13 protein-coding genes are annotated in these 20,300 nt (G+C 74.1%); 3 read left to right on the top strand and 10 right to left on the bottom strand.

Annotated elements, in window-relative coordinates:
* Positions 1-7 precede the first annotated feature (7 nt).
* Both ABZ340_RS08880 and ABZ340_RS08875 read right to left on the bottom strand, forming a co-directional pair.
* Positions 8-1,768: a TerD family protein gene (locus tag ABZ340_RS08880; RefSeq protein ID WP_358781060.1), complete on the bottom strand. Its 1,761-nt coding sequence runs from the start codon at positions 1,766-1,768 to the stop codon at positions 8-10.
* Between the two features lie 316 nt (positions 1,769-2,084).
* Positions 2,085-2,681, bottom strand: coding sequence for a M48 family metallopeptidase (locus tag ABZ340_RS08875; RefSeq protein ID WP_358781059.1), 597 nt, complete (start codon positions 2,679-2,681; stop codon positions 2,085-2,087).
* A 332-nt stretch (positions 2,682-3,013) separates the two neighbouring features.
* On the opposite strand from ABZ340_RS08875, the gene ABZ340_RS08870 reads away from it, so the two are divergent.
* Positions 3,014-4,261 (top strand): TOMM precursor leader peptide-binding protein, encoded by a 1,248-nt coding sequence (locus tag ABZ340_RS08870; protein ID WP_358781058.1) that lies wholly within the window; start codon positions 3,014-3,016, stop codon positions 4,259-4,261.
* On the top strand, positions 4,254-5,621 hold the full coding sequence (locus ABZ340_RS08865; protein WP_358781057.1) for an AarF/ABC1/UbiB kinase family protein: 1,368 nt from the start codon (positions 4,254-4,256) through the stop codon (positions 5,619-5,621). Before ABZ340_RS08870 ends, ABZ340_RS08865 begins: the two co-directional genes overlap by 8 nt.
* A gap of 169 nt (positions 5,622-5,790) precedes the next feature.
* Here the strand turns inward: ABZ340_RS08865 and ABZ340_RS08860 are convergent, their stop codons facing one another.
* The 4 genes from ABZ340_RS08860 to ABZ340_RS08845 form a co-directional block, all read right to left on the bottom strand.
* The gene (locus tag ABZ340_RS08860) at positions 5,791-6,117 is read right to left on the bottom strand and encodes a hypothetical protein (RefSeq protein WP_358781056.1); all 327 of its coding nucleotides are present in this window, start codon (positions 6,115-6,117) and stop codon (positions 5,791-5,793) included.
* Positions 6,114-6,482: a WhiB family transcriptional regulator gene (locus ABZ340_RS08855; protein ID WP_103781313.1), complete on the bottom strand. Its 369-nt coding sequence runs from the start codon at positions 6,480-6,482 to the stop codon at positions 6,114-6,116. Before ABZ340_RS08855 ends, ABZ340_RS08860 begins: the two co-directional genes overlap by 4 nt.
* Positions 6,483-6,656: 174 nt before the next feature.
* Positions 6,657-6,977, bottom strand: coding sequence for a hypothetical protein (locus ABZ340_RS08850; RefSeq protein WP_358781055.1), 321 nt, complete (start codon positions 6,975-6,977; stop codon positions 6,657-6,659).
* Positions 6,978-7,141: 164 nt separating this feature from the next.
* Positions 7,142-9,346 (bottom strand): ATP-dependent DNA helicase UvrD2, encoded by a 2,205-nt coding sequence (locus tag ABZ340_RS08845; protein WP_358781054.1) that lies wholly within the window; start codon positions 9,344-9,346, stop codon positions 7,142-7,144.
* Positions 9,347-9,525: 179 nt separating this feature from the next.
* On the opposite strand from ABZ340_RS08845, the gene ABZ340_RS08840 reads away from it, so the two are divergent.
* Positions 9,526-9,768, top strand: a complete 243-nt coding sequence (locus ABZ340_RS08840; protein ID WP_358781053.1) for a mycoredoxin — start codon at positions 9,526-9,528, stop codon at positions 9,766-9,768.
* 151 nt (positions 9,769-9,919) lie between these two features.
* On the opposite strand, the gene nudC is transcribed toward ABZ340_RS08840, so the two are convergent.
* From nudC to ABZ340_RS08820, 4 genes are all read right to left on the bottom strand, one after another.
* Positions 9,920-10,867 carry an NAD(+) diphosphatase gene (gene nudC / locus ABZ340_RS08835; protein ID WP_358781052.1) on the bottom strand — a complete coding sequence of 316 codons (948 nt, stop codon included), beginning with the start codon at positions 10,865-10,867 and terminating at the stop codon, positions 9,920-9,922.
* A gap of 192 nt (positions 10,868-11,059) precedes the next feature.
* Positions 11,060-12,472 carry a dipeptidase gene (locus tag ABZ340_RS08830; protein WP_358781051.1) on the bottom strand — a complete coding sequence of 471 codons (1,413 nt, stop codon included), beginning with the start codon at positions 12,470-12,472 and terminating at the stop codon, positions 11,060-11,062.
* 10 nt (positions 12,473-12,482) lie between these two features.
* Positions 12,483-16,223 (bottom strand): ATP-dependent DNA helicase, encoded by a 3,741-nt coding sequence (locus tag ABZ340_RS08825; protein WP_358781050.1) that lies wholly within the window; start codon positions 16,221-16,223, stop codon positions 12,483-12,485.
* A 260-nt stretch (positions 16,224-16,483) separates the two neighbouring features.
* The gene (locus ABZ340_RS08820; protein WP_358781049.1) at positions 16,484-20,161 is read right to left on the bottom strand and encodes a UvrD-helicase domain-containing protein; all 3,678 of its coding nucleotides are present in this window, start codon (positions 20,159-20,161) and stop codon (positions 16,484-16,486) included.
* Between the last annotated feature and the right edge of the window lie 139 nt (positions 20,162-20,300).

Genomic DNA, 20,300 nt, shown 5'->3' with positions numbered 1-20,300 from the left:
GACTGCCTCACACCTCGAAGGGCTGGACGACGACGAAATTGCCCGGGGCGCCCCGGAACTGGAGGTTCACGGCCTCCGAGGACTGCCGTGCGTACCCGGAACGGCGCAGCCGCACCGACGTCGTGGTCACGGCCTGCGCCCCCGCGGACCAGGCGATGACGGCGTTGCCGTCGACGTAGGTCGCCGGGCCGACCGGCAGCACCACGGGGGTGCCCCGCGTCTTGACGACGACCGCGCCCGTGCCGGAGAAGAGCATGCTGAACAGGCCGCCGCCCGGCAGGCCCGCGCCCTCGATGCGGCGCACCTCGGTCTCCAGCCCCTCGTCGAAGGCGAGGACCCCGCGCGCGCTGGTGTAGAGCTGCTCGCCCTGGAGCCGGATGACGAACAGGCGGCTGGCCTCGTCGGCGAGGAACACCTCGCCGTCACCGGAGCACCGCATCAGGGACATGCCCTGGCCGGTGAGCTGCCCGGTCAGCTTGCCGAGCAGCCCGGAGCCCTTGTGGGCGAAGTCGATGTCGCCCTGGTAGGCGACCATGCTGCCCTGCTTGGCGAGGATGTTGGCGCCCTTGGTGAGGGTCGCCCGGACCAGCTGCGGGTTCTGCTCGGTCCAGCGGTCGCCCACGGGGGCCTCGGCGTACTTCGTCAGGACGGCGCGCAGGCCGGCCTCCGCGGGGACGGGCGCGAGCGCCGTGGCACCCCCGAAGGCCGGGGCCTGGCCGGGGAAGGCGGGAGCGCCGGGGAAGGCGGGAGCGCCGGGCGGAGGGGTGAAGGGGCCGCCGGGTGCCGGGGTGCCCGGGGGCGGCGTGAACGGGCCGCCGGGTGCCTGGGAGGTGCCCGAGGGCGGCGTGAACGGGCCGCCGGGGGGCGTGAAGGGGGCGCTCTGTGGTGCCGGGGCGGGAGGGGGCACGGTGCCGGCGGGCGGCGTCGGTACGCCCGCCGCGACGGTCGGCGCGGCGTGCACCGAGGAGCCGGGGGCCTGCGGCGGGACGGCTCCCGCGGGGGCCGCGTACCCCTGCGCGGCCGGCTGCGGCTGGGGCTGCTGCGGCGCGGGGGCGGGCGGCGGGACGGGGGCCTGCGCGGGGGCGGGCGGCATGCCGAACGCGGGCGGGGAGGGGGGGTGCGTGGCCGGGGCGGGGGCGGGCGGGGGCGGTGCGAAGCCGGGCGCGGCGCCCGGCTGCGACGGAGGTGCGGCGGGGGTCGCCTCCCCGGCTTCCCCGGCTTCCCCCGCTTCCCCGGTTTCCTCGGCCACCTCGCCGCCGAAGTGCTTCAGCAGCGCCTCCAGGCCGCCGTCGAAGCCCTGTCCGACGGCGGCGAACCGCCACACGTCCTTCAGGTAGAAGTCGCCCAGCATCACGGCCCGTTCGGTGGAGAACTCCGAGCCGTCGAAGGGGTACCGGGCCACCTCCTCGCCGCCCGCGACGATGCGCAGGTACCCGGGAGCGATCTGGGACATCTGCCCGGCGCCGTCGATCGTCGCCGTGAAGGACAGCTTGTGGATCTGCGGCGGGATCCGGTCCAGCGTGACCCGGAAGGATTCGGTGTCGCCCGCCTGCGCGCCCAGGAGCTGCACGGACTCCTCGGGGGACTTCGGCTGGTTGTAGAACACGAAGTACCGGTCGTCCGAGAGCCGTTCGTCGGCGTCCAGACCGAAGCAGCTGATGTCGAAGGTCAGTCCGGGGCCGGAGATCTGCACGCCTACGTACAGGTCCGTACCGGCAGTGAGGTCACTGATCCTGGCCTTGTGGCCGCGTTGGAATTCCCTGGCCATGCGTAACGACCGTCCCCCATCCGAGTGCGAGTGCGTCGCGTCAGGCTAACGGCAATCCCGGACACCGGACGAAGTCGGTACGGATCCGGTACAGAACACCCGGCCGGGCACCGGCCGGGCACCGGCTGGTTCCCGGCTGGGCCCCGGCTGGTTCCCGGCCGGGCACCGGCTGAGCCCTGGCTGGTCCGCAGGGGAAGCCACGCACGCGCGCGTGGGGACGGCTCGAAGCCGATGGCGCGCAGGATGCGGGCGTAGAAGCCACGCACGCACGCGTGGGGACGGCGCCGGTGCCCGGTCCCGCCGGGACGGACCGGGCCTACTCGCCGCGCGCGCCGGGGACGTGCGGCAGCCGGCCGGCGGCGACCACGCCCTCCAGGTAGCCCCGCGCCCGCTCGGTCCGCGGGTAGGGCTCCAGCAGCCGCCAGAAGCCGGGCCCGTGCCCCGGTACGAGCAGGTGGGCCAGCTCGTGGAGGAGGACGTAGTCGACGACGTACTCGGGCATGCCCTGCAAGCGGTGCGACAGGCGGATGCTGCCCTCGGCGGGGGTGCACGAGCCCCACCGGGTGTTCTGGTTCGTGACCCAGCGGACCGAACGGGGCCGGGCCCGCCCGCCGAGGTACTGGGCCGACAGCCGCTCGGCTCGCTCGGCCAGCTCGGCGTCGCCGAGGAGCCGCTTGCTCTCCTGTGCGGCCAGTTTGTCGAGCATGACACGCACCCAGCGCTGCTCCTCCGCCTCGGACATCCGGGCGGGGATGAGCACGACGGTGCGATCGCCCTCACGGTACGCGGAGACCGTCCTGCGTCGACGGGTGCTCCTGCGGACCTCGATCGCGCTCTCCTTCGAGCCGCCCGGGAGCGGGGGCGTCGTGCTGCGCTGCGGTGTTCCGGCGCGGTGCAGTGGGTCGGCGGACACGCCCCGACGGTACCCGTTGCGCACGGGGAAGTCCCGGCTCCGGGGCGGTTCGGCGCCGCGGACGGATCAGGCGGTGGGCGGATCGGCAGGCAGTGGGCGGATCAGACCGCGGACAGAACAGGCCGCGGACGGAACAGGCCGCGGACAGAACAGGCCGCGGACAGAACAGGCTGCGGATGGATTAGTACGACTATCGCGGTCGCCTGTGGACAACTTTCGACGCCCGGCGCCGGGGCCGGGCATGCTGGCTGTCACCGGCGAAGCCGCCGCGCCCACAGCCGGCCGCGGTACAGCCGGCACACGGGGAGTCACACGAGGTACGGGGGTCTGTCATGCATCCGATGGTGAAGCCTGCGTTTCGGCGCGGCTGGCGCGATCTCAACACCGTGCAGTTCGGGATGACGCCGGCGCACGCGATGACCCTCGGCCCGATGGACACGGCGACGGGCAGCTTCCTCGACCTGCTCGACGGCACCCGCGGGCTGCCGCTGCTGCGCGAGGAGGCACGCGGGTCGGACCTGCCCGACGGCCATGTCGACGGGCTGGTGGAGCGGCTGGCGGGGGCCGGTCTGCTCGACGACGCCCGCGGTGGCGGCCCGGACGCCGACGCCCTGCGCGAGAGGACGGACGTGCTCGACCGGCTCCGCCCGGAGCTGGCCTCGCTGTCCCTGACCACGTCGGAACCGGGTGACGCGCTGCGGCGCCTGGCCGCCCGGCGCTCCCTGCGCGTGCAGGTGCGGGGCGCCGGGCGGGTGGGCGCGGTCCTGGCCTCGCTCTTGTCGGGTGCCGGGGTCGGGGAGGTCGACGTGCGTGACGTCGGCCGGGTCGAGGCGTGGGACGTCGCCCCGGGCGGGCTGCCCGCCGACGCCGTGGGCGACCGCCGTGACGAGGCCGCACGCCGGGCCGTGCGCCGCGCCGCCCCCGGCCGCACGCCGCGCCGCGGCCCCGTCACACCACCGTCCGGGGAGGGCGACCCCGGGTTCTCCCTGGTGGTCCTCGCCCCGCGGGATGACGTCGCCGTGCACGCTCCCGCCCTGCCCGAGGACCTCGTCGCCTCGGGCACCCCGCACCTGTACGCCGGGGTGGTGGAGGCGACAGGCGTCGTCGGCCCGCTCGTCCTGCCTGGTGAGACGGGCTGCGCGGGCTGTCTGCACGAGGCCCGCACCGACCGGGACGCGGCCTGGCCCCGTCTGGTCGCCCAGTGGCGCTCGGGCAGACCGCGCCACGTGCGTTCCTGCGACCTCACGCTGGCCACGGCCGTCGCCGGTCTCGCAGCCGCCCACGCGCTCGCCTTCCTGGACGGCCGGATGCCGTCGAGCGCGGGCGCCCGCTGGGAGGTCGCGCTGCCCGCTCTCCATTGGCACGCACGGCCGGTGTGGCCGCATCCGGGGTGCTCGTGCGGGGCCGCGGAGGAAGGCGTGGGAGAAGGCGGGGAGAAGAGCACGGGGGAATGCGGGGAGGATCACGCCTCCGAGGACGGGGGGCGGCGCGAGACAATGGCGGAGCAACGGCCGTCGGCACGAGTACGCCGTGAGGCAGGGACGGCCCGGCCGGCTGGGACTTGGAGGGCGCATGTCTGATCTTCCCCGCAAGGCGGTCACCCGTACCGCCAAGCTCGCCGCGCTCCCGCTCGGCTTCGCCGGACGGGCGACCTGGGGACTGGGCAAGCGGATCGTCGGTGAATCCGCCGAGCTCGTCGGCCAGCAGCTGCAGCAGCGCACGGCCGAGCAGCTGTTCAAGGTGCTCGGCGAGCTCAAGGGCGGGGCGATGAAGTTCGGGCAGGCCCTGTCCGTCTTCGAGTCGGCCCTGCCCGAGGAGGTCGCCGGCCCCTACCGGGCGGCGTTGACCAAGCTGCAGGAGGCGGCGCCGCCGATGCCGACGCGGACCGTGCACACGGTGCTCGCGCAGCGGCTCGGCGAGGACTGGCACGACCTGTTCCTGGAGTTCGAGGACAAGCCCGCCGCGGCGGCCTCGATCGGCCAGGTGCACCGGGGCGTGTGGCACGACGGCCGCGAGGTGGCCGTCAAGGTGCAGTACCCGGGCGCCGGCGAGGCCCTGGTGTCCGACCTGAACCAGCTCAGCCGCTTCGCCCGCCTGCTGGGCCCGCTGGTCCCGGGCCTGGACATCAAGCCGCTGATCACGGAGTTGAAGGACCGGGTCTCGGAGGAACTGGACTACGCCCTGGAGGCCCAGGCCCAACGGGCCCACGCCGAGGAGTTCGCGGACGACCCGGACATCGTGGTCCCGGGCGTGGTCCACCAGTGCGAGCAGGTCCTGATCACCGAGTGGATCGACGGCGTCCCGCTGTCGGAGATCATCGCGGACGGCACGCCGGAGCAGCGGGACCGGGCCGGTCAGCTCCTGGCCCACTTCCTGTTCTCCGGCCCGGCCCGTACCGGCCTGCTGCACGCCGATCCGCACCCGGGCAACTTCCGTCTGCTGCCCGGCGGCCCGGACGGCGAGGACGACTGGCGCCTGGGCGTCCTGGACTTCGGCACCGTGGACCGCCTGCCCGGCGGTCTGCCGGCCCCCATCGGCGAGTCCTTGCGCATGACGCTGGACGGCGAGGCGGAGACCGTCTACGAGCTGCTCTGCGCGGAGGGCTTCGTCAAGGAGTCGATAGAGCTGGACCCCGACGCCGTGCTCGACTACCTCCTGCCGATCATCGAGCCGGCCCGGGTCGACGCGTTCACCTTCACCCGGGGGTGGATGCGCAGTCAGGCCGCCCGGATCGCCGACCCCCGCTCCCCCGCCTACCAGCTCGGCAAGCAGCTCAACCTGCCCCCGGCGTATCTGCTGATCCACCGGGTGACCCTGAGCACCATCGGGGTGCTGTGCCAGCTGGGGGCGACGGTGCGGCTGCGTGAAGAGTTGGAGGAGTGGCTGCCGGGATTCGTCGTCGACGAGGAGGGGCCCGAGGACTCGGCGGCACAGGCGTGAGGGGAGCGGCGGACGGTCGGCCCGTCCTCCGCTGAGAAGGCCCCCTCCGCCGGGCCCGGACGGACGGAACACGCCGTGGGGGCCGGTCCGTCCGGACGGACCGGCCCCCACGGGGAGAGCTTCGCCTCCCTGGACCGGGAGGCCACCGCTTCAGGCGTGATACGGCCGGCTACTGCATGACCGCCATGGCGAGCGCGCGGCGGGCGCGCATCGAGGCGCGCTCGGCCCGGCGCTGCATCCGGCGGGCGGTCGCCAGGCGTACGGCCTGGCGTTCCCGCTCCGCCTCGCGCAGGCGGTCGTGCATATGCGCACGGGCCAGGGCTTCTGGGATGAGTTGCATCTCTCGTGTCCTGTTCTGGCGCGAGTCCTTCGCACCGCTGGTGGTGAAGTCTTCAGGCGCGGAGCCTGCGGCGGGTTCGTGGGTGGACGGCTTCATCGGGGCCTGCTTCTTGGGGTCGTGCGTGAGAGGGCGGTCGATCGTTCCTGCGGTGTTCATGCCGTGACCGGGTTCTTGCGCGGGCGGCCACGCGGCCGCTTCCGGGCGACGACGACACCCTGGACGAACAGCTCGCCGCCCCAGACGCCCCAGGGCTCACGCCGCTCCTTGGCGCCGGCGAGGCAGGCCTCGATCAGCGGGCAGGTGCGGCAGAGGGACTTGGCGTACTCCACGTCCGCCGGCGACTCGGCGAAGAAGACCTCCGGGTCGTAGGAACGGCAGGGGACGGGTACACCGAGGTTCTCGATGGCGTCGTCGAGCGCGGTGAGCGCGGTCAGCGGGGTCAAGGTGGAGTCCTCCGTGGAGCCGGGCTTGGGGATCGTGTCGGAAGGCGGTACGGACGGGGCGTGCGCTTCGAGTTGCACGGCTGGTCTTCCTCGTCTGGTCGTTCCGGCCGGTTGGCCGGTGGGCGGCTTGGTACCGGGTTCTCTTGCTGTCCCGAGGCTCCTTCGGTCTGCTCGCCCCGTTCGGGGAAAACAGAAGGGCCGCGGATCCCGGATGGGGTTCCGCGGCCCTGAAGGCGCCGGCCTGATCGGCGATCAGGCTGGATCACTCCAGGGTTCTGGCCCACGGAAGGCCCACATCAGGTGGTGCTGCGTCGTCTGCTTCCGGAATCCGGCACCGGTCGCCGCAAAGGCATAGGCCTGGGCCTGCGCCGCTACTGCTTCCAGTGCCTTGGTCGGTCGCTCATTGCACTCACGGACAGGGAGGTCCGTCAGGGCAGGGGAGGACGCCGGACGCACGGCACGAATGCCGGACAGACCGGTGCCCAGGGCGGAAACGCCGAGCATGCGCAGGGAGACGGCCGAGCGATCGGTCATTTTGACGGTGGTGCTGGTGCTGGCGTTGATGCTGATCACTGGACTCGCCTCCTCTCGGCGTCTCGGGGGACTGGGGTGAGCCAGTCCGCGGATATGCAAGTACAACACGGAATCAGGGCCTCCGGGAAGGCCGCTGTTCCCGTGCCCAAGAACCTATGGGGATTGCTGGGGCATGCGCAAACTATTTTTTCGACGAGTCGGCATCAGCCCGGTTCGTCAAGCCCGTCGACGTTCCGGCCTGCGCAGATGGCGAGGACGTCGGCTCCGTAGCGGGTGAGTTTGCGCGCGCCGACGCCGGGGATCCGCGCGAGTTCGCGCTCGTCCTCGGGGACGGTCTCGGCGATGGCCATGAGCGTCTTGTCGGTGAAGACACAGAAGGCGGGCTGCCCGCTGCGCCGCGCCTGGACCTCGCGCCAGGCGCGCAACCGCTCGTAGACGCCCTCGTCCATGTCGGAGGGGCAGTCCTCGCAGCGCATCAGTTTCATCTCGCCCCCGTCGGTGAGGGGACGGCCGCAGACCCGGCAGCGGGCCGGGGTGCGCTGGGTCCGCCGCGGGGCGGCGGCACCGAAGGGCGCGCCGCCCGCCCGGCCGCGCTCCACACCTCCCGGGCCGCCCGCGGCCGGGCGGCCGCCCACGGCGGAGGAACCGGGGCGCAGCCCGTCGAGGAAGCGGCTGGGACGGCGGCCGGGGCGGCCGCCGGGCGAGCGGGACAGCGCCCAGGACAGGTGCAGGCGTTCGCGCGCGCGGGTGACGCCGACGTAGAGGAGGCGGCGCTCCTCCTCGATCTGCTCGTCCGTCTTTGCGTAGGTGATCGGGATCATGCCCTCGGCGACCCCGACCAGGAAGACGACGTCCCACTCCAGGCCCTTGGCCGAGTGCAGGGAGGCGAGGGTGACGCCCTGCACGGTCGGCGCGTGCTGGGCGCTCGCCCGCTCGTCGAGTTCCGTGACGAAGTCGCTCAGGGTGGCGTCGGGCCGGACGGCGGCGAGGTCCTGCGCGAGGTTCGCCAGGGCGGCCAGAGACTCCCAGCGTTCCCGGACGGCCCCCGAACCGGCCGGCGGACGCGGGGTCCAGCCCTCCCCCGACAGCACGGCCCGCACCTGGGAGGGCAGGTCGACGGCGTCGTCGAGGAGGGAGTCGTTGCCGCCGAAGCGGGCCGCACCGCGCAGGGCGACCCCGGCTCTGCGCACCTCGGGGCGGTCGAAGAACCGTTCCGCGCCCCGCAGCTGGTAGGGGATTCCGGCGTCGGCGAGGGCCTGTTCGTAGGTCTCCGACTGGGCGTTGGTGCGGAACAGGACCGCGATCTCGCCGGCCGGGACGCCCGAGTCGATCAGCTCGCGGATGCGGCGGGCGGCGCCCTCCGCCTCGGCGGGCTCGTCGGCGTACTCGGTGCAGACCGGTTCGGGGCCCGGCGGGCGCTGGGAGATCAGCTCCAGGCGGTGGTCGGCCGCCCGGCCGCGGGCCTGGGCGAGCAGCCCGTTGGCGAGCCGGACGATCTGCGGGGTGGAGCGGTAGTCACGGACCAGCTTGATGACGGTGGCGTCCGGGTGGCGGGCGCGGAAGTCGAGCAGATGATCCGGGGTTGCTCCCGTGAACGAGTAGATCGTCTGGCTGGCGTCACCGACCACGCACAGGCTGTCGCGGTCGCCGAGCCACAGCTCCAGCAGCCGCTGCTGGAGGGGGCTGACGTCCTGGTACTCGTCGACCACGAAGTGCTGGTACTGGGCGCGGACCTGTTCCGCGACGTCGGACCGGTCCTGGAGGACGGCCACCGTCAGCAGCAGCACGTCCTCGAAGTCGATGACGCCGCGCCCGCGCTTGAGGTCCTCGTAGGCGGCGTACACCTGGGCGATCTCGGCCGGGTCGCGGGGCGCCTCCCGGCCGGCCTTCCCGGCGGCGAGGACGTAGTCGGCGGGGACGGTCTGGGTGACCTTGGACCACTCGATCTCGGCGGTGACGTCCCGCAGCTCGCCCCGGTCGAGCCGGAAACCGCAGGAGGCCGCCGCGTCGGCGACGAGCTGGACCTTGCGGTCGACGAGCCGGGGCATGGCGCCACCGATCGCTTTCGGCCAGAAGTACTGGAGCTGACGCAGGGCCGCCGAGTGGAACGTACGCGCCTGGACGCCGGCGGCGCCGAGCTGGCGCAGCCGTCCGCGCATCTCCCCGGCGGCACGGTTGGTGAAGGTGACGGCGAGCACGCTGGAGGGCTGGAGGACGCCGGCCCGCACCCCGTAGGCGATGCGGTGGGTGATCGCCCGGGTCTTTCCCGTGCCGGCGCCCGCGAGCACGCACACCGGACCGTGCAGGGCGGTGGCCACCTCGCGCTGCTCGGGGTCGAGCCCTTCGAGCACCGCGTCGGCCGAGTCCGGTACCTGCGGGAAGAGGGTGGAATGCGTTGCTGCTGTCACACAGCCATGCTGCCAGGTCGCCGGTGACGGGTGCGCCGGTTGTCCACAGGCAGGGTGTGATAGTCGTACCGACGCGGTGGGAGTCGCTCCCGCCCCGGGAACGGTGCGGGAATGGTGCCGCTCTCCCGGGCGTTCCCCTCCCTGCGAGACATCCCCGTCGCCGAAGGAGCGCGAAAGACATGCCGGGCACTGTGACGATGTACAGCACCACGTGGTGCGGCTACTGCCGTCGGCTGAAGAGCCAGATGGACCGCGAGGGCATCGAATACACCGAGATCAACATCGAGCAGGACCCGGAGTCCGCCGCGTTCGTGGAGAAGGCGAATGGCGGAAACCAGACCGTGCCGACCGTGCTGTTCCCGGACGGCACGACGCTCACGAACCCGTCGCTGGCGCAGGTGAAGCAGAAGATCGGCGCGTAAGCGGTCCAGCAGTCCTGCGGTTCAGTGGTTCTGCGATCCAGCGGTTCTGCGGTTCAGCAGTTCTGCGGTTCAGCAGTTCTGCGGTTCTGCGGTTCAGACAAGGCCGAGGGGTGGCCGTCCCGGTGCGGGACGGCCACCCCTCGGTCGTGTGTCAGACGAAGCCGCGTGTCGGCAGCGGCTTGCCGTACCACAGCTCGATCAGGCGGGCCGCGATGGAGATGCCGTAGGGCGGCAGCACCTCGCCGGACTCGAAGGCGGCGGTGAGCTCGTCGCGGGAGAACCAGCGGGCCTCGTGGATCTCGTCGCCGTCGACGTCGATGTCGGTGGAGACGGCGCGGGCCATGAAGCCCAGCATGAGGCTGGAGGGGAAGGGCCACGGCTGGCTGGCGACGTACTCGACGGGGCCGACGGCGATACCGGCCTCCTCGTGGACCTCGCGGCGCACGGCCTGCTCGATGGACTCGCCGGGTTCCACGAAGCCGGCGAGGGTCGAGAAGCGGCCCTCGGGCCAGTGGACCTGGCGGCCCAGCAGGATGCGGTCGTCCTCGTCCGTGACGGCCATGATCACCGCGGGGTCGGTGCGGGGGTAGTGCTCGGCGCCGCAGGCGGGGCAGCGGCGGATGTGGCCGGCCGCGGCGATGACGGTGCGCTCGCCGCAGCGGGAGCAGAAGCGGTGGGTGCGCTGCCAGTTCTCCAGGCCGACGGCGTGCACCATCAGGCCCGCGTCGCGCGGCGACAGCAGCAGCCCCGCCTCACGCAGTCCCGCCGGGCGGGCGGACTGGTCGATGCGGCCGGGCAGCGCGTCCTTCTGGAGGGCGAAGTAGCTCACGCCGTCCTCGTCGATGCCGAGGAAGTAGCGGTGTGCCTCGGTGAGGGGGGCCTCGAAGGAGGGCGTCATGACGAGTTCGGTGCGCCCGTCGGGCGTCTCGTCGATGAGGACCTGGCCGCCGGAGACCACGAAGCAGCGCGTCGAGGGGTGGCTCCAGGCCGCCGCGAGCCATGCCTCGTCGAGCCGGTGGTGCGCGGCGCGGTCGATGCCGCTCGGGGCGGTGAGCGAGATGGGGCGATCGGTGGTGTGGTCGTCGGTCCAGGTGGTCACGGGTGCTTCCAACTCCCCCGGTGCGGCGGTTGTGGTTCGGCGGCGGTTCGGCGGGACGTACGGCGGGAGGCGATCGGGCCCGGGCGGGCCGGGCGGGCCGGGCGGGACGAGTGGTACAGGCGGTACGGGCGGTACGGGGCGGTTCTTCCAGTGTGCCCCGCGCGGGAGGCCCGCCCGGCGGGGGCGCCGGGCTCAGGGCGCATGGCGCCAGTGCTCCGCGAGGTCGCCCCACAGGTACGCGGAGGTCTCGACGCCCTTGAGCAGCAGGTCGAGCTCCACCTTCTCGTTGGGGGCGTGCCAGCCGTCGGAGGGGACGGAGATGCCCAGGAAGAGCACCGGTGCGCCGAGGACCTCCTGGAGGTCGGCGGCCGGTCCGGAACCGCCCTCACGGGTGAAGAGGACCGGTTTGCCGAAGGCGCGGCCCATGACGCGGACCACCGACTGCAGGGCCGGGTGGTCCAGCGGCGTCAGGCACGGGCGGGTGGCCGCGCCGAACGTGACCTCGTGCCGGATGCCGGCGGGCACCTGCTCGGCCGCCCAGGCGCGGACGGCCTTCTCGACATGGCCGGGGTCCTGGCCGGCGACCAGCCGGAAGGAGAGCTTCACCATGGCCGAGGAGGGGATGATCGTCTTGCTGCCGGGGCCCTGGTAGCCGCCGCCGATGCCGTTGACCTCGGCGGTGGGGCGGGCCCAGATGCGTTCCAGGGTGGTGTGCCCTGCCTCGCCGTGGGCGGCGTGGGACTTCGCCGTGCGCAGCCATCGCCGCTCGTCGAAGGGCAGCTCGGCGAAGAGCGCCCGTTCGCGGTCGGTGAGCTCGACGACACCGTCGTAGAAGCCGGGGATCGCCACGCGCGCGTGCTCGTCGTGCAGGGCGGCGACCAGGCGGGCGGCGGCCGTGGCCGGGTTGGGCACCGCGCCGCCGAAGGAACCGGAGTGGATGTCCTGGTCGGGACCGTACAGCCGGATCTCGCACTCGGCCAGGCCGCGCATGCCGGTGCACACCGTGGGGGTGTCCTCGGACCACATGCCGGTGTCGGAGACGATCACGGCGTCGGCGGCGAGCCGCTCGGCGCGCTGCTCGACGAGGGCGCGGAAGTGCGGGGAGCCGGACTCCTCCTCCCCCTCGATCAGCAGCTTCAGGTGCACGGCGGGGGCGGTGCGGCCGGTGGCGGCCAGGTGGGCGCGGACGCCGAGGGTGTGGAAGAACACCTGGCCCTTGTCGTCGGCCGCCCCGCGCGCGTAGAGGCGGTTCCCGCGCACCACGGGCTCGAAGGGCTCGCTGTCCCAGCCGTCCTCACGGGCGGCGGGCTGCACGTCGTGGTGGCCGTAGACGAGGACGGTGGGCGCCGCGGGATCGGCGGCGGGCCACTCGGCGAAGACGGCCGGGGCGCCCGGCGTCTCCCAGACCTCGGCGACCGGGAAACCGGTCTCCCTCAGTTTGGCGGTGAGCCAGTCGGCGCTGCGCCGGACGTCGGGCGCGTGGGCGGGCTGCGCCGACACGGACGGGATGCGCAGCCACTCGGCGAGGTCGTCGAGGAAGGCGACGCGGTGCTGCGCGATGTACGTACGGACGGCGCTGACGGCACTGTCAACGGGCTGGCTCATACCCACGAGCCTATCGGCCCGCACCGGTGACCCGGTCGTGCGGTTCGTCACCGGGCGGCTCGCCCAGCAGCAGACGTTCCAGCGCGGGACGGTCCGGGAGGCCGTCGGGGCGTACGACGTCACCGGTGCGCACGTAGAGGAAGGCGGCCGTCACCGACTCCAGCGGCACTCCCTGCTGCTCCGCCCAGGCCAGGCGGTACACCGCGAGCTGGAGCGGGTCCGCGGTGGGGGTGCGGCCGGTCTTCCAGTCGACGATCTCGTACGTCGCCTCCGGGCCGTCGCCCTCCTTGTAGACGGCGTCGATACGGCCCCGTACGACGCGGCCGGCGAGGGCGAGCTGGAAGGGCGCCTCGACGCGGTAGGGCGTGCGGTGGGCGTACGCGGTGCGCTCGAAGGCGTCCTTGAGGGCCTCCAGGTCGCGTTCGTCGGCGATCTCGGCGTCGTCGGCGGGCGGCTCGTCCGGCTCCGGCAGGGGCAGCGTCAGCTCCTCGAAGCGGGCCTCGACCCAGCTGTGGAAGCGGGTGCCGCGGCGCGCGGCGGGCTGCGGCGGGCGGGGCATGGGGCGGGCCAGCTCCTGGGCGAAGCCGTCGGGGTCGGCGGCCAGGCGCAGCAGCTGCGACGCGGTCAGCGACGCCGGCAGGGGCACCTCGGTGACGCTCTGCCGGGCCCGCAGGAGTTCTCCGGTGAGGGCGTCGAGGTCACGGTCCCAGGACGCGACGGTGCGGGCCTCCTCCGGGGTGAGACCGGCCGGGGCGGTGGTCCGGCGGCGGGCCGGGGCCGGTTCCGGGTGCGGAGGGTGGGGGCGCGGGATGTCGGCTCCGGCGGGCTGCTCCGGAGCCGTGGCCTGGTGGGGAACGGTCGGACGCGCGGTGGCCCAGGAGTCACGGCCGGCGGGCGTGCCGTGCTCCTCGTACCGGGTGTCACCGGCGAACGGGTCCTCGCCACGGAGGGCGTCGTCGGCGAACGGGTCCTCACCGTGGAAGACCTCGCCGTGAAGGACCTCACTGTCGAACGGGTCCCCGTCGCGGAGGGACTCGTCGTCGAACGGGTCCCCGCCGCGGAGGACCTCGTCGTCGAACGGGTCCTCATCGCGGAGGACCTCATCGTCGAACGGGTCCTCGCCGTGAAGGGCGTCGGCGAACGGGTCCTCGCCGTCGAACGGAGTCTCGTCGTCCGGGGGTGGCGGCCAGTCCGGGTCGTCGTGGCCGTCCGGGTCGTGTACGGCGGCCCGCTGCCCGTCCGGACGGGCGGCGAGCGCGTCCAGGTGGGCCAGGACCGTCTCGGCGGCGGCCCGGCGCCGGGCCAGGGACGCCTCGTCGAGGGGCAGTGGCCAGACCTGGTCGGCGGCCGCCTGGTGCAGGGCGGGGTTCTCCTCGTCCTCGGCGGGTTCGTCCGCCCAGACCTCGATCTCGCCGTATCCGGCGGCGCAGTGGTCGTACAGAGCCTGGAGGAAGGCGGACGGTCCGCGGGGCTTCTTCTGGGTGGGCCCCCACCAGTGCCCGGAGCCCAGGAGGAGGGAGCGGGGGCGGGTGAAGGTGACGTAGCCGAGGCGGAGCTCCTCGGTGTGCTGGTGGTCCTTCATGGCCTCGTGGAAGGCCTTGAGCCCTTTGGCGTCCCAGGAGGCGACGTCGGGCAGGGTGTCGGCGTCGCCGCGCAGTTCGTGCGGCAGCACCTTGCCCTGGGCGGTCCACTTCTCGCGGCCCTGGCCGCTGGGGAAGGTGCCGGTGACCAGGCCGGGGACGGCGACGACGTCCCACTCCAGGCCCTTGGACTTGTGAGCGGTGAGCACCTTGACGGTGTTCTCGCCGCCGGGGAGGGCGTTGTCGAGGCCCTTCTCGTACTGGGCGGCGGTGCGCAGGAAGCCGAGGAAGGCGAGCAGGGTGGCCTCGTTGTCGCTCGCGGCGAAGGAGGCGGCGATGTCCAGGAAGTTCGACAGGGTTTCGCGGCGGCGGGCGGCCAGGGCGTGCGGGGACGCCGACAGCTCGACCTCCAGGCCGGTGACGGCCAGGACGCGGTGCAGGACGTCCATCAGCGGGTCGGACAGGGAGCGGCGCAGGTCGCGCAGCTCGGCGGCGAGGCGGGCGAACCGCACGCGCGCCTCCGGGGAGAACGGCAGCCCGTCGTCGTCCCCCGTGCCGTCCAGCGGCGTCTCCAGGAAGGTGTCGAGGGCGTCGGCGAGCGAGATCACCTCGGCCGGGTCGACGCCCTCGACGGCCGCGGCGAGCCGGCGGTCGGGGTCGTCGTCGCCGTCCACGCGCGCGTGGGAGACGAGCAGGCGGGCGCGGCGGCCGAGGAGGGCGAGGTCGCGCGGTCCGATGCGCCAGCGCGGACCGGTGAGCAGGCGGACGAGGGCGGCGTTGGCGCCGGGGTCCTGGAGGACTTCGCAGACGGCGACCAGGTCGGCCACCTCGGGCAGGTGCAGCAGGCCGGACAGGCCCACCACCTCGACGGGCACGTCGCGGGCGACCAGGGCGCCCTGGATCTCGGCGAAGTCGGTGGCCGTGCGGCACAGGACGGCGATCTCGCCGGGTGCCTTGCCGGTCCGTACGAGATGGGCGATGGAGTCGGCGATCCAGTCGATCTCCTCGGCGTGGGTGCGCAGCAGGGCGCAGCGGACCGTCCCGTCGCGTTCGGCGCCGGGGGCGGGGCGGAGGGCCTCCACGCCCGCGTGCATGGCGCGCAGGGGCTCGGCGAGGCCGTTGGCGAGGTCGAGGAGGCGTCCGCCGCTGCGGCGGTTCTCGCTGAGCGCCTGGCGGGTGGCGGGGCGGCCGTCGGCGTGGGGGAAGTGCTCGGGGAAGTCGTCGAGGTTGGCGACGGAGGCGCCGCGCCAGCCGTAGATGGCCTGGCAGGGGTCGCCGACGGCGGTCACGGGGTGGCCGGTGCCGCCGCCGAAGAGGCCCGCGAGGAGGATGCGCTGGGCGACCGAGGTGTCCTGGTACTCGTCGAGGAGGACGACGCGGAACTCGTCGCGCAGGATGCGGCCCACCTCGGGGACCGCGGCGAGCCGCGCCGACAGGGCGATCTGGTCGCCGAAGTCGAGCAGGTCGCGTTCGCGTTTGGCGGCCCGGTAGCGGATCACCAGGTCGGCGAGTTCCCGGCGGGCGGCGGCGGCCTCGGGGACCTTGCGCAGGTCGGCGTTGGTCAGCTTGGCGCTCTCCAGGGTGCGCAGCAGCCCGGCGTCCCACGCGCGCAGGTCCTCGGGCCGTACGAGGTGCTCGGCGAGCTCGGCGTCGAGGGCGAGGAGGTCGCCGACCAGGTCGGGGAAGGAGCGGGTGAGCGCCGGGTAGGGGCCGGGGGCCTCGCGCAGCACCCGCGCGGCGAGCTGGTAGCGGGTGGCGTCGGCGAGCAGGCGGGAGGTCGGCTCCAGTCCGATGCGCAGGCCGTGGTCGGCCAGGAGGCGCCCGGCGAAGGCGTGGTAGGTGGAGATCACCGGTTCGCCCGGCGGGTTGTCCGGGTCGATGACGTCGGGGTCGGTGACGCCGGCCTTGACCAGTGCCTTGCGGACGCGCTCGGCGAGCTCGCCGGCGGCCTTGTTGGTGAAGGTGAGGCCGAGTACCTGTTCGGGCGCGACCTGGCCGGTGCCGACCAGCCACACCACGCGCGCCGCCATCACCGTCGTCTTGCCCGACCCGGCGCCGGCCACGATCACCTGCGGAGCGGGCGGCGCGGTGATGCAGGCCGTCTGCTCGGGGGTGAACGGGATCCCGAGGAGCTCCTTGAGCTGCTCGGGATCGGTGATACGGGCGGGCACGTCCAAGAGGCTAGCCGCGGCCACTGACAGGGGAGGCCGCGGCGGCCTCGGGAGCGGGAACAAGCGCAGGTCGGAACGGGTGGTGCCATCCGTCACACCGGTGGCTCCCCGCGCACCGGTGGCTCCCCGCACATTGGGGGCTCTCCGCCCATTGGGGGCTCCCCGCACATTGAGGGCTCCCCGCACATTGAGGGCTCCCCGCACATTGAGGGCTCTCCGCCCATTGGGGGCTCCGCGTTCCGCCGCTCTACTCCACTGCCCTACTCCACGACGTGCCGGCCCTCGGGCCGCGCGCTGCACGACGCCCGGAAGGCGCAGTGCGTGCAGTGCTGGCCCGTGGCGGGAGTGAACCGTTCATCCAGGACCTTGCCGGCGGCCGTGGCCAGCAGCTCGCCGACCCACTCCCCGGCCTCCCCCTCCAGGGCCTGCTGCGCCTGCACCTTGGGCAGCGTCTCGCCGCCGTCCTTCTTGGCCGCGCCCAGGCGCAGCTGGACGAGTTCGGCGCCGCCCGGCTCGGGGCGCACCCCGTCGAAGACGTCGTCGACGGCTCCCTCACGGACGGCGAGCTGGTAGACGGCGAGCTGCGGGTGGCGGGCCACGTCGGCCGCGCTGGGCGCCTGTTTGCCGGTCTTGAAGTCGACGACGTAGGCGCGGCCCTCGCCGTCGGTCTCGACGCGGTCCATCTGGCCGCGGATGCGCACCTCGTAGTCGCCGGCCTCCAGGGTCACGTCGAAGTCGTGCTCGGTGGCGACCGGCCTGCGCCCCGCGCGGGCGCCGTTCGCGTCGACGTGCCACTTCAGGAAGCGTTCGAGCGCCAGGCGCGCGTTCTCCTTCTCCTGGGCCGACTTCCACGGCGCGTCGAAGGCGAGCGCGTTCCACACGGAGTCCAGGCGTTCCATGAGGACGTCGAGGTCGGCCGGGGTGCGCCCGGAGGCGACCTCGTCGGCCAGGACGTGCACCACGTTGCCGAAGCCCTGGGCGGCGGTCGCGGGCGCGTCGGCCTTCACCTCGCGGCCCAGGAACCACTGCAGGGCGCAGGTACGCGCGAGCTGCTCCAGGGCGCTGCCGGACAGCACGACGGGCTTGTCGCGGTCGCGCAGCGGCACCTTGCTCTCGGTGGGCTCGAACATGCCCCACCAGCGGTAGGGGTGGGCGGCCGGCACCAAGGGGCGGCCGTCCTCGTCGGCGAGCGCGGCGAGGCGGGCGAGCCGGTGGGCGGCGGCCTCCCGCAGGGCGTCGGACGCGTGCGGGTCGACCGTGGTGGCGCGCAGCTCGGCCACGAGTGCCGCGACCGACAGCGGGCGGCGGGGGCGGCCGGTGACGTCCTTCGGCTCGACGCCGAGCTCGGCCAGGAAGCGGGAGGGCTGGTCGCCGTCGTCGGCCGGTGCCTTCACCGCCGTCACGACGAGACGCTCACGCGCGCGCGTGGCGGCCACGTAGAACAGGCGGCGCTCCTCGGCGAGCAGCGCGCCCGGGGTGAGCGGTTCGGCCAGTCCGTCCCGGCCGATCCGGTCGGCCTCCAGCAGGGAGCCGCGGCGCCGCAGGTCCGGCCACAGGCCCTCCTGGACGCCCGCGACGACGACCAGGCGCCACTGCAGGCCCTTGGCACGGTGGGCGGTCATCAGGCGGACGGCCTCGGGGCGCAGGGCACGCCGCGTGAGGGTGTCGGCGGCGATGTCCTGGGCCTCGATCTCCTCCAGGAAGTTCAGGGCGCCCCGGCCGCCGGTGCGCTCCTCCGCGCGCGCGGCGGTCGCGAACAGCGCGCATACGGCGTCCAGGTCGCGGTCGGCGTTGCGCCCGGCCGCGCCGCCGCGCCTCGCGGCCCGCTCCAGGCGCCCGGGCCACGGCGTGCCCTCCCACAGGTCCCACAGCGCCTCCTCGGCCGTGCCGCCGGCCGCGAGGCGCTCGCGGGCCGTGCGGAGCAGCGCGCCGAGGCGCTGGGCGCCCCGCGCGTACGCGGGGTCGTGCACGGCGAGACGCTCGGGCTCGGCCAGCGCCCGCGCGAGCAGCTCGTCCGAGGGCGGCGGCAGCGGATTGCCCGCCGCGCGCTCCTCGTCGCGCAGGGCCCGGCCGAGGCGGCGCAGGTCGGCGGCGTCCATGCCGGCGAGGGGGGAGGTGAGCAGGGTCAGGGCGGTCTCGGTGTCGAGCCAGCAGGCGTCGGCTCCGGGACCCTCGCTGCTCGGTTCAGGGCCGTCGGCAACCGGCCCGGAACCATCGGCGCCCGGCTCGGGACCGTCGGCAACCGGCCCGGAACCATCGGCGCCCGGCTCAGGACCGTCGACGCCCGCCCCAGCGCCATCAACGCCCAACCCGCCAGGACCATCTACGCCCGACCCAGGACCATCTACGCCCGCCCCAGCACCATCGACACCCAACCCAGAACCGTCGACACCCGACCCAGCACCATCGACACCCGATCCAGCACCGTCGACACTCAGCCCAGCACCATCGACACCCGACCCAGAACCGTCGGCACTCGCCCCAGGGCCGTCGGCGCCAAATCCGGGCCCGCCGGTGCCGGTGCCGGGCCGCCGGGCCGCCGTCGCCGCCTCCGCCGTCGCCACCGCGCGCAGTGCCGTCAGCAGCGGTGCCACCGCGGGCTCGTGCCGCAGGGGCAGGTCGTCGCCGTCCACGTCCAGCGGGACGCCGGCCGCCGTCAGGGTGCGGCGGAGCGTGGGGATGCGGGAGCCGGCGCGTACCAGGACGGCCATCTCGCTCCAGGGGACGCCGTCCTCCAGGTGGGCCCGGCGCAGGACGTCGGCGATGTTGTCCAGTTCCGTGCCGGGCGTCGGGTACGTGTACGCCTCGACGCGGCCCCCGTCCCGTACGGGGGACAGCTCGCGGTGGGCGCGCGCTTTGTCGGCGGGCAGCCGGGGCAGCGGCATGCGCTGGGCCAGCCGCCGGGTGGCGTCCAGCAGGACGGCGCCGGAGCGGCGGGAGGTGCGCAGGACCTGCACGGGGGCGGGGCGGCCGTCCACGCGAGGGAAAGCGTGCGGGAAGTCCAGGATGCCGTTCACGTCGGCGCCGCGGAAGGCGTAGATCGACTGGTCGGGGTCGCCGAAGGCGACCAGGGTGCGGCCGCCGCCGGCCAGGGCCCGCAGCAGCCGTACCTGGGCCGGATCGGTGTCCTGGTACTCGTCGACGTAGACGGCGTCGTACTGCGCGGCGAGCCGCTCGGCGACCTGGGGGCGGCGGGCGAGGAGCACCGCGCGGTGGACCAGTTCGGCGTAGTCGAGGACGCCCTGCAGGTCGAGGACGTCGAGGTACTCGGCGAGGAAGGCGGCGGCGGCCCGCCAGTCGGGACGGCCGATGCGCCGCGCGAAGGCGTCCAGGGCGCCGGGGCCCAGGCCGAGCTCGCGGCTGCGGGCGAGGACCGCGCGGACCTCGTCGGCGAAGCCGCGGGTGGTCAGGCAGGCACGCAGCTCGTCGGGCCAGCGCACGTGCGCGAGCCCGAGCCGCTCCAGGTCCGTCTGGCCGGCGAGCAGCTCGCGCACGGTGACGTCCTGCTCGGGGCCGGACAGCAGCCGCGGCGGCTCCGCGGACCGGTCGCCGCCGTGGTGAGCGCGGACCAAGGCGTAGCCGAAGGAGTGGAAGGTGGTCGCCCGGGGGGCGCGGGCCGCGCCGATGCGCAGGGCCATGCGGTCCCGCAGCTCGACGGCCGCCTTGCGGCTGAAGGTCAGCACCAGGATCCGCTCCGGGTCGCCGCCCCGGTCGATCCGGGCCGCCACGGACTCGACGAGCGTGGTGGTCTTCCCGGTGCCGGGCCCCGCGAGAACCAGCAGGGGCCCGGTCCTGTGGTCAACCACGGCGCGCTGCGCTGCGTCCAGACGAGGGGGATCCACCCGCGCGGGCGGGGTACGGACCAGACGGTAGGCGCCACGGGTCCCCCGCCGCGCCTGGGGGTGCGGCGGGCGCCTGGTGGTGGAGGAGGAGCTCACGTGGTTCGCCGGTCCTGGTGGGTGTGCTGGGAGTGCGACCGCCCTTCGGGGAGTGCGGTGGCCGCGGGGTGAGGGTGGCACGCGCAGCCGACGCTACGCCGATGGATGAGGCGGAAGCAGGGTTTCCCCTTCTTCCCTC

This window comes from Streptomyces sp. NPDC006134, from assembly GCF_040628835.1.
GTDB lineage: Bacteria > Actinomycetota > Actinomycetes > Streptomycetales > Streptomycetaceae > Streptomyces.
The sequence above is the reverse complement of the archived record's forward strand: the minus strand, read 5'-3'. Positions and strand labels throughout refer to the sequence as shown.